The organism is Streptomyces sp. NPDC058637, from assembly GCF_042717325.1.
Taxonomy (GTDB): Bacteria; Actinomycetota; Actinomycetes; order Streptomycetales; family Streptomycetaceae; genus Streptomyces.
Genome location: NZ_JBHXRD010000003.1, coordinates 41,293 through 55,338, shown reverse-complemented (window position 1 = coordinate 55,338; position 14,046 = coordinate 41,293). Strand labels below are relative to the sequence as shown.

The window sequence follows — 14,046 nt, the reverse complement described above, 5'->3', positions numbered from 1 at the left end:
AGGCTCGCCGTCGTGATCAGCTCTCGACAGGTACGGGCTCCGCGTGAACCGACACGGCGGTGAGGTAGAGACCGTCGCCGCTGAGCCGGAGCGTCGGGGGCAGGCTGTCACTCAGGGCATCCGAAACCTCGGCGGTCGGGCAGCCGAAGAGATCGACGGCGCCTAGGACAACTGGGCAGGCAGACGGCCCAGTGAGCGTGAAGGGGTCGCGGGTGAGGCCGATGCCGGCTAGGCCAAGGGTGTCCTGGTGCCGGCCGCGGCGGTCCCTGGTGTCGCCGTACGCGTCGAGTCTCAGGCCCCGGTACTGCGCGCTGAAGGCCCAGCGGGCGCCGCAGGCCCAACCGTCGCGCACGTCCGCGAAGGTGGCGACGGCCCACTGGGCGGTGCGCTCGTCCATGCCGAAGCAGAGGGTGCCGGCACAGCCGGGGAGCCGGAGCCCGACTCCGGGGAGCAACTCGAACATGCGGAGATGCTCCCAACGAACGGCACTGCGCCACAAGCCGGAAACGACGATCACCTGCTGCCGACAGCCAAGGGGGCGCTCTCTGTTCCTGCAGATCAGGCGGCTTGCGCGAGCCGGCCCGGCTCAAGATCGTGCAGTACGAAGGACGCGAACTATGGGCTCCGGGGAAGTACTGGCCGCGGCAGAGTGAGCGGTGCTGATCGGAGAGCGCCCCGAACCACCGCTCCGTCACGTACGCGCTCATCTCGCTCTCCACCATGGCGGCTGCGGAGGACCGCACCCTCTTGCGCCACCCCGCGACCGCATCGTCAGCTCAGCCCGTGGCGGCGTTGAGGAGGTCTAGCACGCTCTGCTGGCAGCCGTATCCGATGGTTGTGCTGCCACCGCTCCAGTGCGGGCCGTACTGGTCGAGCGCGTTGCGATTGCGGTCGTAGGCGCTGTTGGCCCAGCGGGTGAGGGCGGCGGCATACGGGCGGTCGGACAACTGGCGGTTGAGGGTGCCGAGCCCGCGGACATAGGCGCCCTTGAAGCTGGGGCCGTCTCCCGTGCAGTTGTCGCCCTCGCCCGGCTCGCGCAGGACGCCCTCGGTCTGGAGCCGGACGGTGGAGGCGTCGGCCAGGCCGCGTGCGGTTGTCAGGAGGCCTGGGTCGCCCGTGGCCCGGTGGAATTCGGTCAGGGCGCCCAGGATGACGCCCTGGTTGTAGGTCCAGGTGGGCTGGCCGTTGTTGGCGCAGTTGTCGCCGAGACCGTCGTTGATCAGGCGGTCGCCGTTGATCATGCCGCTGTTGCGGAACCAGGCCCATTCCCTCTTCGCCTGCTCCAGATACATGGTGTCCCCGGGGATACGGTTGTGCAGAGCCGAAGTGAGCTGGAGGAAGAGCTCGTTGGTGATGGCGTTCTTGTAGTTGCCGTTCGTGCTCCAACGGACACCGCCCCCGCAGGTGCCGTTCCAGTTGGCGTACATGTGGTCCGCGTCGGCCCGCGCGGTGTCGAGGTACCGGCGGTCGCCGGTCAGATCGTATGCGGCGATCCAGGCCAGACCCCACCACCCGGTGTCGTCGAGGTACTCGTTGCGGAACTGCCCACCCTGCGAGGCGATGTTCTTCTCGTACGTGTCGGCGATGGCGTAGGCATAGCTGCGCATGCCGCTGATCCGGATGTTGTCGATGATCGCGGTCAGGGCGTTGGCGCCGGTCCACCAGCCGTTGCCGCCGAAGAGTTTGCTGTCGCGGTCGAACGACATCATCAGGGCGGTGGCCGCCGCGGTGCTCCTGCTGCCCGCGTTCCACGTGGTGCGTGCCCAGGGAGTACAGGCGATGGCGCCCCCGGCCGGCTGACCGCAGGCCCGAAGAGCCCCGACGCCCTGGGTGTTCCAGTCGTCGACGTTGTACATCTGCGTGCGCCAGCCTCGCCACCCGGAGGGCACCGAGGTCTCGCCGAGACGGCTGCCCGCCTCCCAGGTCCGGCCCCCGTTCATCGATCTGTCCAGCCACACGCGGTCGCCCGGTGCCCCGTCGTCGATGGACGCCCACCCCATCGCGCCGGCGTCGTCGAAGTGCAGCGCGACCGATCGAGAGGAGACCCCGGCGGTGACCGGGACACGATCCTGGGCGCTCAGCGCCGGATCCCGCCCGTCGCAGTACCTGTTGCATATGACCGTCGCCGCCGCGGCGGCGGATGACTCCGACACCCCGACACCCAGGAGCGGAGACAACGTTGTCAGTGCGGCAAGGAGGGCAGTCGACGTGAATCGTGAAGGCTTCATGGATGAGGCTCCTGAAACGTTCGTCGCGGAAGCGGCGCTCCGCCGGTGAAGGAGAGCGCTCTCCGAAAATAGCGACACGGCATGGGCACGTCAATGCTCGAGACATGTCGACGGATGGGAAACCGCCGTCCCGGCTTGTTGACGGGCTCTCGGGTCGGCGGTCTGACGTAGTTGTTCCCGTGGCGCCGTTGCCGCCGGGAGGGGGTGTGCGTCGAAGGCCAAGTGGCCTGGCCCGGACGCCCGCTGTCCGCGCTCGCACCTCGATCGGGCAACTGCGCGTGCGCCTCGGCTCTGTGGAAACGTACCGGAACGAAGAGGCCGGTCCGGGCGGTGACGCATGGGAATCGGCGTGCCTCCCTGGGGCGGCTCGTACACCCGCACCCGGCGCCCGCCGTCATGCGGCCCGCTTCGTGGCCCGGCCCTCACGTGCGTCCCGGTCGTAACGACCGGCCTCCGGGGCCGGTTATCCCGGTCCGGTGGGGTCCGGTGGCGCGAACGGCTGCCGGCCTCCAGGCTCACGTACCTATCCGGCGGACCGCGACGTCCGGGCGTCAACCCTCCTCACAATCATGGAGTCGTACCGATGAAACGATGGCGCGTCCCTCTGACGCTCTGCCTGATGCTCTTCGGGCTCGCCACGCCGGTCACGTCGCCGAGGCGGCACCCGTGTCCGATCCCGCATCGATGGTCAACCCGCCATCAGCGGCACTCACCTCTCAGCGGGGCAGCGACAGCTCGATTACCGTGGGCGCCGGTCGGCGCGCCGCCGCAGGTGATGGGTCAGCTTGGCGGGATGATTGTCGTATTCATGATGTCCAGGCGGAGTGGCCTCTCTTCCTGCTCCATGCATGAACATGGACAGCGACAGGCGCCGGTGCGGAACTTCGCACCGGCGCCTGTCGGACGCGTGGATGTCATGTGATCAACCGGGGCCGAGGGGCGGCCGATCAATCAGTGATCGTCCCAGTGGCCGTCGTGGGAGGCGTGCCGATGGCCGTCGTGGACGTAGTCGACGTGCTCTTCGTGCGGCACGGCGACGTGACCGCAGTCCTGTCCGTGCCGGTGCTCGTGTCCTTCGTGCACCGAGTGTGCCGGATTCACGCACTCGTCCACATGGTCCTCATGGGCACGGTGCAGGTGGTTGTCGTGCGCGTAGTCGATGTGGTCGTTGTGCGGGATCGCCACGTGGCCGCACCCTGGGGCGTGCTGGTGCGCGTGCGCGGGATGGGGGTGGTGCGCCGTGGTCGCGGACATCTCACTGACTCCTTCGTCGGTTCGCCGTCCCGGGGATCGGGGGCACCGAACGCGCCCGCCGGGGGCAGACATGTCCGGCATATCTCGCAGCGTAAGCCCGTCGCCGGAAGGACACCTCCGGGCGCGCTGCCGGAGGTGCTGTTCGGCACCCGGAGTCCTCAACCGTCACTTTTCGTGGTGATCACCCCCGGTTCGTTGATCACTTGCGGAAGCCGGCGTACGGCAGCAGCGCCATCTCGCGGGCGTTCTTGATCGCGGTGGAGACCTGTCGCTGTTGCTGGGCGGTGATGTGGGTGACCCTGCGGCTGCGGATCTTGCCTCGGTCGGAGACGAACTTACGCAGGAGGTCGGTGTCCTTGTAGTCGATGTGGGTGATCTTGGCGGCGTCGAGCGGGTTCGGGCGGTCCTTGGCGGGCCTACGGGGTTCCTGGGGTCGGGCCATGGGTCTTTCCTTACGGAGCGGGGTGAGCGGGTGCGTGCGGCGGTCGGTGGACGGGATCGAGGAACTCGTCGAAGGCGGCAGGCAGGTCCTTCCATGCCGCACGGCCCGCGGCGTACTCGGCGTCGGTCAGCAGGCAGGAATCGAGCAGGGCGGTCAGCCCGTCCCGGTCCAGGCCCGGGGAGACGAAGACCAGGTGCTGGCAGCAGTCGCCGTGCTCGGGGTGCCAGTCCAGTGCGGCGGCCGCCCGCCGGACCGGCGGAATCATGTCCCAGGCGGCATCCGGGAGGGACGCGAGCCAGGGGCCGTTGTCCTCGACGCAGAGGGCGCCGCCCGCCGCGTCCCAGGACAGGAGTGTGTCCGGGCGGTCGGCGAGCCAGAACCGGCCCCGGCTACGGGCGGCCGCGCAGCTCAGGTCCTCCAGGGCGTCGTACAGGCGCCCGGGGTGGAACGGTCGGTGCTTGCGCCACACCAGAGTGCTGACGCCGGCCTCCTCGGCCTCCTGGGGCAGCAGCGCGCACGCCGGATGCTGTCCCGCGCCGGCCGCTTCCACGTCGAACCCCACGAGGGCAAGCCCGACCAGCTCCGGTGAGCCGGCCGCCGCCTGAGGGGCCGTCGGGTGCAGCTGGCCGATCAGGGCCCGGTCCTCCTGGTCCGCCTGGCCGTCGTCCACGAGGGCGACCGCCGAGGCGTACTCCAGCTGTCGCGCCCAGGTGTCGCCCACGGTCCGCTGATCGGTGGCCGCGGTTGCCAGACCCGCCTCGGCGAGGTCGTCACCGTTGACGAGGTAGGGCAGCACGAGCGCGGGATCGACGGCGGTGATCACGCCGGTCACCTCTATCCGTCCCCCGCCGTGTGCGGCGATGGCCTCGGCCATCGCCTGGGGCTCGACGGAGTCCCACAGTTCGACGACGGCCGCCCTGGTCACCCCGTCGGCCGCCAGTCGCTCCAGCTCCGGCACCAGGTCCTCGCGCAGGGCGCAACAGGCGCAGTCGTTCACCAGCGGGGTCTCGCCGCTGGAGAGCACCCCGGAGGCGTCGCGCACGGTCCGGAGCACCGTGCCCTTCCCCGCCGTCGCGAGGTCGTGGTGCAGGGCGACGCTGTGGGGCATCTCCCTCAGCAGCCCCTCCACGACCTCGTGGCGTGCGTCCGAGTGCAGCCCGCTGACGATGACGACAGGGAGCGTGTGCTTGTCCTCCATCACCGGCCCTCGCGGCGGCCGTAGCGTCGCTCGAAGCGTTCGACGCGTCCCGCGGTGTCCAGGACACGGGCGGTGCCGGTGTAGAAGGGGTGGCTCGCCGAGGAGATCTCCACGTCGACAACCGGGTAGGTGTGGCCGTCCTCCCACTCGACGGTCCGGTCGCTGGTCAGGGTGGAGCGGGTCAGGAAGGCGAAGTCGGCGGTCTTGTCGCGGAAGACGACAGGACGGTAGGCGGGGTGGATTCCGGGCTTCATGGCGGTGTCCTGGTGGTTGAGGGTCGGGGGAGTGGTGGTGTCAGCGCTCTTCGCGGAAGTCGACGTGGCGGCGGACGAGCGGGTCGAACTTCCGCAGGACCAGCCGGTCGGGGTTGTTCCGCCGGTTCTTGCGGGTGACGTAGGTGTAACCCGTTCCCGCGGTGGAGCGGAGCTTGATGATCGGGCGTAGTTCGTTGCGAGCCATGCCGCTACTATATGGCAATGGTTTCCATTTTCAATATGGAGTCGACTCGATGAGAGGCAGGTAACTCCGTGTCCGCCCACTGTCAACTGACCGGCGCACAGCCGGGATTCGGCAACAAGATCTCCCACTCGCACCGGCGTACGTCGCGCCGGTTCGACCCGAACATCCAGCGGAAGCGCTACTGGCTGCCCGGCGAAGGGCGGCATGTGCGCCTGGTGCTGAGCGCCAGGGCGATCAAGGTGATCGACACCATCGGCATCGAGGCGGCGGTAGCCCGCATCCGGGCGAGGGGAGTGAAGGTCTGATGGCCAAGCAGAGCAAGATCGCGCAGAACGAGAAGCGCAAGGCGACCGTCGAGAAGTATGCAGCCCGGCGTGCGGAGTTGAAGGAGATCATCCGCAGGCCCGGCACCTCGGAGGCCGAGCGGCTCGCCGCGGTCGGGGAACTGCGCCGCCAGCCGCGCAACGCCAGTGCTACCCGGGTGCGCAACCGGGACAGTGTGGACGGCCGGCCGCGCGGTCACCTGCGGAAGTTCGGGCTGTCCCGGGTCCGGATGCGCGAACAGGCGCATGCCGGATTCCTTCCCGGAGTGACCAAGTCCTCCTGGTGAACCCTCGGTGTCGATGACGGGTGGTGGTGCGGCCGGGGCCGTGACGCCACCCGTCGCCGTTCCCTGGCCCGAAGCTGTCATGGCCGGTGAGGTGCCTTCGTGGGCGCGCGGGTGTCTCGCAGGGCCCGCGGGGGAGGGGTGGTGATGTTCGTTCGGGTTCTCCGGTGGCTCTGTCGGCGACCCGAAATGATTACCATCTCGTTCGAGGTGAGGGGTGATCACCGTTGTGGCGACGGGGCCCGGCCGCCCCGCCGACGGCGGGTACCGGGGACCCGTCGTCGAGGGTGGGCCACCCGGCCTGAAGGAACGCCAGGCGGTCTGCCTGGAGCCCCAGGCACTCTCCGCGGGCCGGTGTCCGGCTCCCTCGGCGCCGGCCCTCCCCGTGAGGTCGGCCGCTGCGTGCGCCGACTCCTGAGGGCTGACATGACCAGCAGTTGCACTACCCGCACCTAAGGGGCCATCTCATTTGGTTACACCGGTATTCCGTGGGTCATGGTGGGGATCGTTGAGCGGCTGGTGCCGGACGAGCTGTGGGAGTTGTTCCAGCGGGTGGTGCCGGAGGCGCCGTCGCGGCCGCAAGGTGGTGGCCGGCGGCGGCACGGTGACCGGGAGGTGCTGGCCGCGATCGTGTTCGTGGCCACGTCGGGCTGCACCTGGCAGCAGTTGCCTTCCGCGTCGTTCGGCCCGTCCGGGGCGACGGCCCACCGGCGGTTCTCGGAGTGGTCGAAGGCCAGGGTGTGGGCCAAGCTCCACCGCCTGGTCCTCGACGAACTCGGGGCTCGTGGCGAGCTGGACTGGTCGCGGTGCGCGATCGACTCGGTGAACATGCGAGCCCCGAAAAGGGGACCTGGCAGGTCCGAATCCTGTCGACCGGGGCAAGTACGGCTCGAAGATCCACCTGATCACGGAACGCTCCGGTCTGCCCATCTCCGTCGGAATCTCCGGGGCCAACCCGCATGACAACCAGGCCCTGATCCCTCTTGTGAAGGGCATCCCGCCGATCCGCTCGCGCTGTGGCCGACGGCGGCGCAAGCCTGGCAAGCTCCACGCCGACAAGGGCTACGACTACAACCACCTGCGACGATGGTTACGCGGGCGAGGCATTACCCACCGCATCTCCCGCAAGGGAGTTGAGTCCTCACAACGCCTGGGCCGCCACCGCTGGACCGTGGAACGCACGATGGCATGGCTCGCTGGATGCCGCCGCCTCCACCGCCGCTACGAGCGCAAAGCCGACCACTTCCTGGCCTTCACCAGCATCGCCTGCACCCTCATCTGCTAACGCAGACTCGCCAAATGAGATGGTCTCCAAGCGCTTGCTCAGCCTATGTCAGTCGAAGTTACTCATCGGTCACCCGGTCTGTCCAGAGTCCGAGTCTGATCCAGCGCCCTTCGGCGGAGTCGTGCACGTACGCCGGCCTCCCCCTGGTCCCGCTCGTGCGGAACGGCTTCCCGCCGTCCGTGATCCGCACCGTCCCCGTACGGCCCCCGGCGCTCCACTCCAGCTCCAGGTACCAGCGGCAGTCGCAGCCCGCCGTCCGCGCGGAGACCAGCAGCTCCTCGGGGTCGGAGGAGGTGACCTTGTACGGGAAGGAGACGGCCGGGATCTTCCGGACCTCGGCGCCGGAGGCGTCAAGGCCGTCGACGGGCCTCGCGAGCGGGCGGGGCCGGTCGAGGTCCACGGCGAAGTGGCGCGGGGTGACGGCGCCGCCACAGCCGTTGTCCATCCGGTACGCGTTCCACGGCAGCGGCGCGGCGCGGTCGACCACGCGCACGTGCAGGGCATGGAGGACGACGGCGTCGGACGGCGACCGGCCCTGGACCGTGATCCGCACCAGCGCCTCCCCGCCGTGCACGGCACCGTGCGTCCCGGCCCACGCCCCGGAGTCGGCCGCGACCGGCGGCAGGGCGACCGCGCGGGGGGCCCGGTCCACGAGGTAGGTGTGCCCGCAGCCGCCCTCCCAGAGCTGGGAACCGATGCTCCAGGTGAAGGGGAGGGGGGCCGCAGTCCGCCCCGGAGCGGTGGAAGCGGGAGCGGGGGCGGAAGTCGTACGGGTGGGGTGGCCGAGCAGGGTGGCGGCGAGGGCGAGCACGACGAGGGCGACGGCGGCGACGAGGAGGGGAGCGGGGGCGCCACGACGGGGGCGGGCGCGGGGCGCCTCCGGCGCGGACGGATCCGCGGCGGACGGGTCCGGGGCGGTCGGGTCCGGGGCGGTCGGGTCCGGGGCGGACGGGTCCGGCGCGGGGCCGGGGCCCGGTTCCGGCGCGGACGGTTCCGGGTTCGATTCCGGCGCGGCCGACACGGCCGGCACAGGCGTGGGCGCGGGCGAGGCCGCTCGGCGGCGGGCGCGGTCCGCCTCCGTCCAGGCCGCCTCCAGGGCCCGCCGTTCCTCCTGGTCCGCCCCGCACAGCAGGGCGAGGCGGTCGACCACGGCGAACTCCTCCGGGACGGTCGCGCCCGAGCAGTAGCGGTGGAGGGTGGACGCGCTGACGCTCAGCCGCCGGCCCAGCGCCTCGTAACTCCTCCCGTCCCGCGCCTTCAGCGCGCGCACGAGCCCCGCGAACTCCTCGACGGCGGCGTCCTTCGGCATTCCATCCCCCTCGACCCTGCGTCCCATCCTTCACGTCCTTGCACGTCAGCGGGGGTGGAATGGTTCCGGGACGGCTGGTGGGCGCGTGATCGTTGCATCCGGCGGGCGCCGGCCCCACGCTGGTTGAGCACTGACCGAACGAACGACCCGACGGGGGATCCACCACCATGAACAAGCTCCGCACCGCACTCGCCACCGCAGCCGCTGCCGCACTGGGCCTCGCGGCCCTCGCCACAGCCCCGGCGCAGGCCGCTGCCCAGCCCGCCTTCCTCGCTGCCTCCCAGATGCCGCCGTCGTCGACGCCGTGGACCGCCACCCAGGTCTTCACCGGCGTCCCGGAGAACGGCGGCGTCCTCTGCGCCCCGTACAAGATCCCGGCGCAGAACACCCGCTACCGCGAGTTCAGCACCGAGCTCGACACCAACGGCGTCCAGGTCACCACCGTCGCCCGTACCGAGGCCGACGCCGTGAAGCTGGTCGACACCCTCCGCGGGGCCCTCGCCGGCTGCGGCCCCCTGCTGGAGCAGCAGAACCCGGGCCTGCAGGCCGTCAGCGCCTCCCACGGCAAGCTCGCCGTCGAGGAGGGCGCCTGGGTCTACAGCCTGGACACCGCCGACCCGCAGATCGGCATCTCCGACATCCACCTGTTCTCCGTCGGCCGCGACGGCCGCACCGTCACCCTCGTCCGCTGGGGCCAGATGGGCGACCTCGAGGACGCCCCGCTGACCGCCTTCCGCACCACGACGAAGACCGCCGTCAACAAGCTCCACTGACCCGGGGGCTCCCCCGAGGGCTGACCACAGCTCGACAGCGGCGCGGCCGGAACCCGGGCGCGCCGCTGTCGTGCCCACCTGCTCCGCCGGCGGCGACCACTTCCTGGCCTTCACCAGCATCGCCCGCACCCTCATCTGCTACCGCAGACTCGCCAAATGAGATGGTCTCTAAGTGGTCGCCTCCGAAAGCGGCGTCGTGTGGGGCTGGTCAGATGTGTCGGAGGCTGCGACGTAGAGGCGCAGGCGCAGTCCAGAGCGTGGCGCCTCCGGGTCCTGGGGTCCTCAGACCGGGCGCTTGGCCATGACGACCACGCCCGGCCCGGTCTGCTCATCCGCAGGGAGCCGGAGTTCGGCGACCGGGTGCAGTCCGGCCTGCACGATCAGGTCCACGAGCTGCTCCGGCCGCCACTTGTGCGTGGTCCAGCGAACGGGCACTCCTCCGTAGGCTTCGGTGCGCACCGCATCCTCGTCACCGACGTGTGTGGCGGTGATGAAGTGCCCGCCCGGCTTCAGGGCGTGCGCGAAATGGGCGAGGACCTGCGGAAGGACATCGCGGGGGAGGTTGAACAGTGACCACCACCCGAGCACGCCGCCGAGCGAGGCTTCACCGAGGTCGAGCTCGGTGGCGGAGGCGACGCTGAAGCGGCATTGCGGATGAAGACGGCGCGCGTTCTCGATCATGCGGGGAGAGAGGTCTACCCCGGATACGTCGAGTCCGCGTTCGGCGAGGTAGCCAGTTACCGTGCCGGGGCCGCAACCGACGTCGAGGACGGGCCCAAGATCGCCCACGGTGTCGGCGAAGGCGTCGATCGACGCCTTGAGCCAGGGATGGCGACGGATATCACCCATGCCCGCCGTCACCACCATGTGGGCGTAGTTGTCGGCCACCTGGTCATAGGACTCACGGACGACGTCGAGATCGGCTGGGCGGTCAATATGGTGTGCGCGCATCAGCCAACAATAGGACGGTGGCGTTGTGTGATCCGGGGGCGTGGGTATGACGGTCATCCTGCCCGACGCGTCCTGGCACGGGCACGGCAGACTGCGGTCCCGGTGATCCACTTCTCCCGATCGGTCTGCCTGCCATGCCTGTTGCCTTCGCCCGTCCGATCGTCCTGACCAACGCCGAACGTGAGCGGTCGAAGAAGGCGGCCTACGGTCACAAGACCGCGTACCAGGCCCGGCAGCGGGCCGCGATCGTGCGGCACGCGGCCCGCGGGCGCCCCAATGCGCACATTGTTCGCGAGTCGGTCCTGCACCTGGACACCGTGCGCACCTGGCGCAACCGATTCGCCGACGGCCGGCTGCCTGCCCTGGCCGACCGCAGGCCTCGGGGCGCCCTGCGCGTTTCAGCGTTTCACCCCAGTGCAGGTCGCCGAGGCCAAGGCCCTGGTGCCAGCTCCCGGCCGAGACCGGGGGTCCCGTTGTCGCTGGTCGTGCCCGGAGCTGGCCACCGAGCTGACCGCGCGCCAGGTCACCGACAGCATCTCCGCGTCCACGGTACGCCGCTGGTTGCGCCAGGACGCGCTCAAGTCCGGCAGTACCGGTCCTGGATCTTCATCCGCGACCCGGACTTCCGCGCCAAGGCCCAGCGAGTTCTGGACCTGTACGCCCGCACCTTCGAAGGAGAACCCCTCGGCACGGACGAGTACGTCGTCTCCAGCGATGAGAAGACCTCGATCCAGGCCGCTGCCGTTGCCCTCCGACTTTGGCCCCGGACCAGGCCAGGGCGACGCGCGTCAAAAACACCTACGGGCGCGGCGGCGCCCTGGCCTACCTGGCCGCCTACGACGTCCACCGGCCCGAGTGCTCGGCCGCTGCGAACCGCGCACCGGCATCGACCCGTTCATGACCCTGGTCGTCCAGGTCATGACACGGGAACCCTACGCCAGCGCCAAACGTGTCTTCTGGGTCGTCGACAACGGCTCTTCCCACCGCGGCAAGAGGGCCGCCGAACGGCTGACGGCGGCGTTCCCGAATGCCGGCGATGACGCGACAGGGAGTTCGTATCTGCCTCACCACGGTGTACCGGGCGCTGTCCGCCGCGGACGAGGAGGGGCGGCTCGAAGCGCCGGGACGGCAGTGCGCGGCACCGGTAGGGCTCTGTCTGGAGTGCCGCGGCGACGACAGCCGTAAGGCGGCTCGTGAGGCCGGCGGTCTCACGCATGGGCCGTCAGGTGCCCCTGAACGAGGTGCACGCCCCGGCCTGGGTACGGGCCGGGGCGTGGGTACTGCCCGTCAGGTCGTGTCGTCGCGCGGAAGGCGGGCCGTCGACGGCGGGTCCGGCGGCGACCGCCGTGACACCTTCGATGATCTCTGTGCCTGCACGGCGCGAAGATCACCCGATCCGGATGCCGACCCCGAATTGTTGCTCGCCGCACGCTCGGAGACCGTAACGAGGCCGGTTTCCTAAGCCCCTACGCGTCAGTTGACCGACTCGCAGCCGCTGCGGTCACCTGTGATCTCCCGGTATCGCGGGAACTTCAGGTACTGACGACTCTGGGTGCCGTATATGCCGTCAGCGGTGATCTTCTCCTGCTGCTGGGCGGACGCAAGGGCACTGCGCGTGTTCGACCCGAACTCGCCGTCAGTCGCGAGGCTGAACCCGTAGCAGGAGTTGAGCGTGAACTGGAGCCACTCCACGCCGGATCCGCTGCTGCCGTAATCCATCCAGCAGTTGGCCGTTCTGCTGCCTCCACTCAGCTACGCCGGCCGAGTGATGGAGTAGCCGGGGGTGACACCGACCGATGTCACCTGATTGATATTGCACTGCCGGGCATAGGCAGCAGCTGCTGGGGAGGCGAAAGTTACGGCACTTCCGAGGAGGCTGGCGGTGAGGGCGCCGACTGCCATGGCGCCCTTGATCCGTCGGATCGAGTGGATACTCATGGAAATGCCTCTCGTGGATGGTGAGTCGTCCTGAGGCTGGTGCACAGTGACCCTCCGCATCCGGCCGAGCCGACAATGCGAACCGTAGGGTCGGCGGTGTTGAGCCAGTCGACCGCAGTGGCGCCGATCCACGCGGCGATCGCGAGGGTGCGCCTGTCATCGAGGACGGAGGGCTCGGCGGCATCGCTTGTCCGTCAACTGACGTCGCGGCGTATGCGGCCCGGTCCTCCGCGCGGATGCCCGCTGCCAGTGTTCATGGCCGACAGCCGAGGCAGGCCCGTCACGGGGTGCGAAACCCTCGGAAGGTCATCTGCCGGCGGGTTTTGAACCCGAGCCGTTCGTACAGCGCGATCGCGCCGGTGTTCGTCTCGGCCACATGCAGGAAGGGACGCTCGCCGCGAGCCACGATGCGGGTGACGAGCGCGCTGACCAGGCGTGAGGCGTGTCCTCGCCCACGTGCGTCGGGAACGGTGCAGACCGCGCTGATCTCGGTCCACCCCGGGGGCCGCAGGCGCTCACCCGCCATCGCCACCAGGGAGCCGTCGTCATGGACACCCAGATAGGCGCCGAGTTCGTGGGTTCGCGGCCAGAAGGGCCCCGGCTCCGTCCGTGCAATCAGGTCGAGCATCTCGGTCACGCTGTCCGCGCCCAGTTCGATCACATCGGCGTCGGATTCGGCACCAGGCGGGTCGGGGCGGGCACCGCCGGACCAGATCATCTGACGGCCCTCAAGACTGAAGACCGGCTCCCAACCCGGTGGTGGGACGACGGGACAGTTGAACATGTCGGCGAAGGCGCCTGGACCGAGCAACCCGGCAAGATCGGTCCAGCCCTCTGCGTTCCGGTCGGTGGACACAGAGGAGAAGGTCGCCACATCCGCGTGATAGGTGGCGGCCCGGCCGAGCCGTCGGGCGAGATGCGCGTGCTGGCCCCCAAGCGACTGCCCTACCGGGTCGTCGAGTACCGGGTCGTCGTCATTCGTCATCGTGCTGTTTCCGTTCCTGGTGGGCGGGATGGAGACGGGCCAGGCAGACCGGGCCGGCCTCATCAGCACCCCGAGTGCGGCATTCTGACGCAGCTCCGTCAACGACCCCAGCTGCCGGCTCAAGAACCGACTCCCTGCTATCGAACGCGACAACGCTGCTCTTGATCAACATATAAGCCGTCGGAACCCGGGCTGGACGGCTGGGGTCCGGCCACCAGGAATTGGAGGCGACTGCGGCCGTGACTCACGCAACCCAGCAATAGACACCGCCCGCCTGTCCTTCGGCGACACGGGCAAGACGCGTCAGATCGCCCGGGATCTCGCCGGCCAGGTCCACGCCGATGGCCTCCCCATCCCGCTCCCGCAGTTGAGACCACAGCCCCGCCACCTCGCTGATCTCGGGTTCCCCGGCAGCACGCAATGCTGAGAGCAAGCGGTCCGAGAGGGCGAAGACCATGCACCCGTCGTGGTCCTGGTCAGCGACAACTCGCGGCTCGTCGGCTTCGACGAGCTCCTCGAAACTGCTGCCGCTGAAGAGGCACTCCCACTCGAGCACGGCCTCCTCCGGGTCAAGTTTGCGCAGGACACCACCTCCGAGGCGTGGCCGGGTCCGTCTC

General features: G+C 69.7%; 17 protein-coding genes. 5 read left to right on the top strand and 12 right to left on the bottom strand.

What is annotated here, in order from left to right:
- Positions 1–16: 16 nt before the first annotated feature.
- The 7 genes from ACFWVP_RS03970 to rpmG all read right to left on the bottom strand — a co-directional run bounded on the left by ACFWVP_RS03970 (position 17) and on the right by rpmG (position 5,581).
- The gene (locus ACFWVP_RS03970) at positions 17–463 is read right to left on the bottom strand and encodes a hypothetical protein (RefSeq protein WP_384493359.1); all 447 of its coding nucleotides are present in this window, start codon (positions 461–463) and stop codon (positions 17–19) included.
- Between the two features lie 313 nt (positions 464–776).
- Positions 777–2,228, bottom strand: a complete 1,452-nt coding sequence (locus ACFWVP_RS03965; protein WP_384493358.1) for a glycoside hydrolase family 76 protein — start codon at positions 2,226–2,228, stop codon at positions 777–779.
- 951 nt (positions 2,229–3,179) lie between these two features.
- Complete coding sequence (locus ACFWVP_RS03960) at positions 3,180–3,482, bottom strand: hypothetical protein (protein ID WP_384493357.1); 303 nt, start codon at positions 3,480–3,482, stop codon at positions 3,180–3,182.
- A gap of 199 nt (positions 3,483–3,681) precedes the next feature.
- Positions 3,682–3,924, bottom strand: coding sequence for a 30S ribosomal protein S18 (gene rpsR / locus ACFWVP_RS03955; RefSeq protein WP_384493356.1), 243 nt, complete (start codon positions 3,922–3,924; stop codon positions 3,682–3,684).
- A gap of 10 nt (positions 3,925–3,934) precedes the next feature.
- Positions 3,935–5,122 carry a CobW family GTP-binding protein gene (locus ACFWVP_RS03950; RefSeq protein WP_384493355.1) on the bottom strand — a complete coding sequence of 396 codons (1,188 nt, stop codon included), beginning with the start codon at positions 5,120–5,122 and terminating at the stop codon, positions 3,935–3,937.
- Positions 5,122–5,376 (bottom strand): type B 50S ribosomal protein L31, encoded by a 255-nt coding sequence (locus ACFWVP_RS03945; RefSeq protein WP_384493354.1) that lies wholly within the window; start codon positions 5,374–5,376, stop codon positions 5,122–5,124. The genes ACFWVP_RS03950 and ACFWVP_RS03945 overlap by 1 nt, the downstream gene beginning before the upstream one ends.
- 40 nt (positions 5,377–5,416) lie before the next feature.
- A complete protein-coding gene (gene rpmG, locus ACFWVP_RS03940; protein ID WP_203183923.1) occupies positions 5,417–5,581 on the bottom strand; it encodes a 50S ribosomal protein L33 in 165 nt (54 codons plus the stop codon).
- Positions 5,582–5,649: 68 nt separating this feature from the next.
- Here rpmG and rpmB point away from each other — a divergent pair, with 68 nt between their 5' ends.
- From rpmB to ACFWVP_RS03925, 3 genes are all read left to right on the top strand, one after another.
- A complete protein-coding gene (gene rpmB, locus ACFWVP_RS03935; protein ID WP_328892151.1) occupies positions 5,650–5,886 on the top strand; it encodes a 50S ribosomal protein L28 in 237 nt (78 codons plus the stop codon).
- Positions 5,886–6,191, top strand: coding sequence for a 30S ribosomal protein S14 (gene rpsN, locus ACFWVP_RS03930; protein WP_384493353.1), 306 nt, complete (start codon positions 5,886–5,888; stop codon positions 6,189–6,191). Before rpmB ends, rpsN begins: the two co-directional genes overlap by 1 nt.
- A gap of 492 nt (positions 6,192–6,683) precedes the next feature.
- Positions 6,684–7,473 (top strand): IS5 family transposase gene (locus ACFWVP_RS03925; RefSeq protein WP_384493352.1). Its coding sequence is split into 2 segments (ribosomal slippage): positions 6,684–7,033 and positions 7,032–7,473, totalling 792 coding nucleotides; the frame shifts between segments, so codons are not numbered across the junction.
- A 58-nt stretch (positions 7,474–7,531) separates the two neighbouring features.
- Here the strand turns inward: ACFWVP_RS03925 and ACFWVP_RS03920 are convergent.
- Positions 7,532–8,782, bottom strand: a complete 1,251-nt coding sequence (locus ACFWVP_RS03920) for a helix-turn-helix domain-containing protein (protein WP_384493351.1) — start codon at positions 8,780–8,782, stop codon at positions 7,532–7,534.
- A 167-nt stretch (positions 8,783–8,949) separates the two neighbouring features.
- Between ACFWVP_RS03920 and ACFWVP_RS03915 the strand changes: the two genes are divergently transcribed.
- Entirely contained in the window at positions 8,950–9,555 is a 606-nt protein-coding gene (locus tag ACFWVP_RS03915) for a hypothetical protein (protein WP_056789649.1), read from the top strand.
- A gap of 282 nt (positions 9,556–9,837) precedes the next feature.
- Here the strand turns inward: ACFWVP_RS03915 and ACFWVP_RS03910 are convergent, their stop codons facing one another.
- A complete protein-coding gene (locus ACFWVP_RS03910; protein WP_384493350.1) occupies positions 9,838–10,506 on the bottom strand; it encodes a class I SAM-dependent DNA methyltransferase in 669 nt (222 codons plus the stop codon).
- 134 nt (positions 10,507–10,640) lie between these two features.
- Here ACFWVP_RS03910 and ACFWVP_RS03905 point away from each other — a divergent pair, with 134 nt between their 5' ends.
- On the top strand, positions 10,641–11,546 hold the full coding sequence (locus ACFWVP_RS03905; RefSeq protein WP_384493349.1) for a helix-turn-helix domain-containing protein: 906 nt from the start codon (positions 10,641–10,643) through the stop codon (positions 11,544–11,546).
- A 433-nt stretch (positions 11,547–11,979) separates the two neighbouring features.
- Here the strand turns inward: ACFWVP_RS03905 and ACFWVP_RS03900 are convergent, their stop codons facing one another.
- The 3 genes from ACFWVP_RS03900 to ACFWVP_RS03890 all read right to left on the bottom strand — a co-directional run bounded on the left by ACFWVP_RS03900 (position 11,980) and on the right by ACFWVP_RS03890 (position 13,985).
- On the bottom strand, positions 11,980–12,225 hold the full coding sequence (locus tag ACFWVP_RS03900; RefSeq protein ID WP_384493348.1) for a peptidoglycan-binding protein: 246 nt from the start codon (positions 12,223–12,225) through the stop codon (positions 11,980–11,982).
- A 499-nt stretch (positions 12,226–12,724) separates the two neighbouring features.
- A complete protein-coding gene (locus ACFWVP_RS03895; RefSeq protein ID WP_384493347.1) occupies positions 12,725–13,429 on the bottom strand; it encodes a GNAT family N-acetyltransferase in 705 nt (234 codons plus the stop codon).
- Between the two features lie 244 nt (positions 13,430–13,673).
- Positions 13,674–13,985 (bottom strand): hypothetical protein, encoded by a 312-nt coding sequence (locus tag ACFWVP_RS03890; protein WP_384493346.1) that lies wholly within the window; start codon positions 13,983–13,985, stop codon positions 13,674–13,676.
- Positions 13,986–14,046: the final 61 nt, after the last annotated feature.

Bases quoted from the DNA above. Each gene is read 5' to 3' on its own strand.
- ACFWVP_RS03965 (WP_384493358.1), bottom strand. From the start codon at position 2,228: ATGAAGCCTTCACGATTCACGTCGACTGCCCTCCTTGCCGCACTGACA.
- ACFWVP_RS03900 (WP_384493348.1), bottom strand. From the start codon at position 12,225: ATGGATTACGGCAGCAGCGGATCCGGCGTGGAGTGGCTCCAGTTCACG.
- ACFWVP_RS03910 (WP_384493350.1), bottom strand. From the start codon at position 10,506: ATGCGCGCACACCATATTGACCGCCCAGCCGATCTCGACGTCGTCCGT.
- ACFWVP_RS03970 (WP_384493359.1), bottom strand. From the start codon at position 463: ATGTTCGAGTTGCTCCCCGGAGTCGGGCTCCGGCTCCCCGGCTGTGCC.
- rpsN (WP_384493353.1), top strand. From the start codon at position 5,886: ATGGCCAAGCAGAGCAAGATCGCGCAGAACGAGAAGCGCAAGGCGACC.
- rpsR (WP_384493356.1), bottom strand. From the start codon at position 3,924: ATGGCCCGACCCCAGGAACCCCGTAGGCCCGCCAAGGACCGCCCGAAC.
- ACFWVP_RS03895 (WP_384493347.1), bottom strand. From the start codon at position 13,429: ATGACGAATGACGACGACCCGGTACTCGACGACCCGGTAGGGCAGTCG.
- ACFWVP_RS03920 (WP_384493351.1), bottom strand. From the start codon at position 8,782: ATGCCGAAGGACGCCGCCGTCGAGGAGTTCGCGGGGCTCGTGCGCGCG.
- rpmG (WP_203183923.1), bottom strand. From the start codon at position 5,581: ATGGCTCGCAACGAACTACGCCCGATCATCAAGCTCCGCTCCACCGCG.
- ACFWVP_RS03960 (WP_384493357.1), bottom strand. From the start codon at position 3,482: ATGTCCGCGACCACGGCGCACCACCCCCATCCCGCGCACGCGCACCAG.
- ACFWVP_RS03915 (WP_056789649.1), top strand. From the start codon at position 8,950: ATGAACAAGCTCCGCACCGCACTCGCCACCGCAGCCGCTGCCGCACTG.
- ACFWVP_RS03945 (WP_384493354.1), bottom strand. From the start codon at position 5,376: ATGAAGCCCGGAATCCACCCCGCCTACCGTCCTGTCGTCTTCCGCGAC.
- ACFWVP_RS03950 (WP_384493355.1), bottom strand. From the start codon at position 5,122: ATGGAGGACAAGCACACGCTCCCTGTCGTCATCGTCAGCGGGCTGCAC.
- ACFWVP_RS03905 (WP_384493349.1), top strand. From the start codon at position 10,641: ATGCCTGTTGCCTTCGCCCGTCCGATCGTCCTGACCAACGCCGAACGT.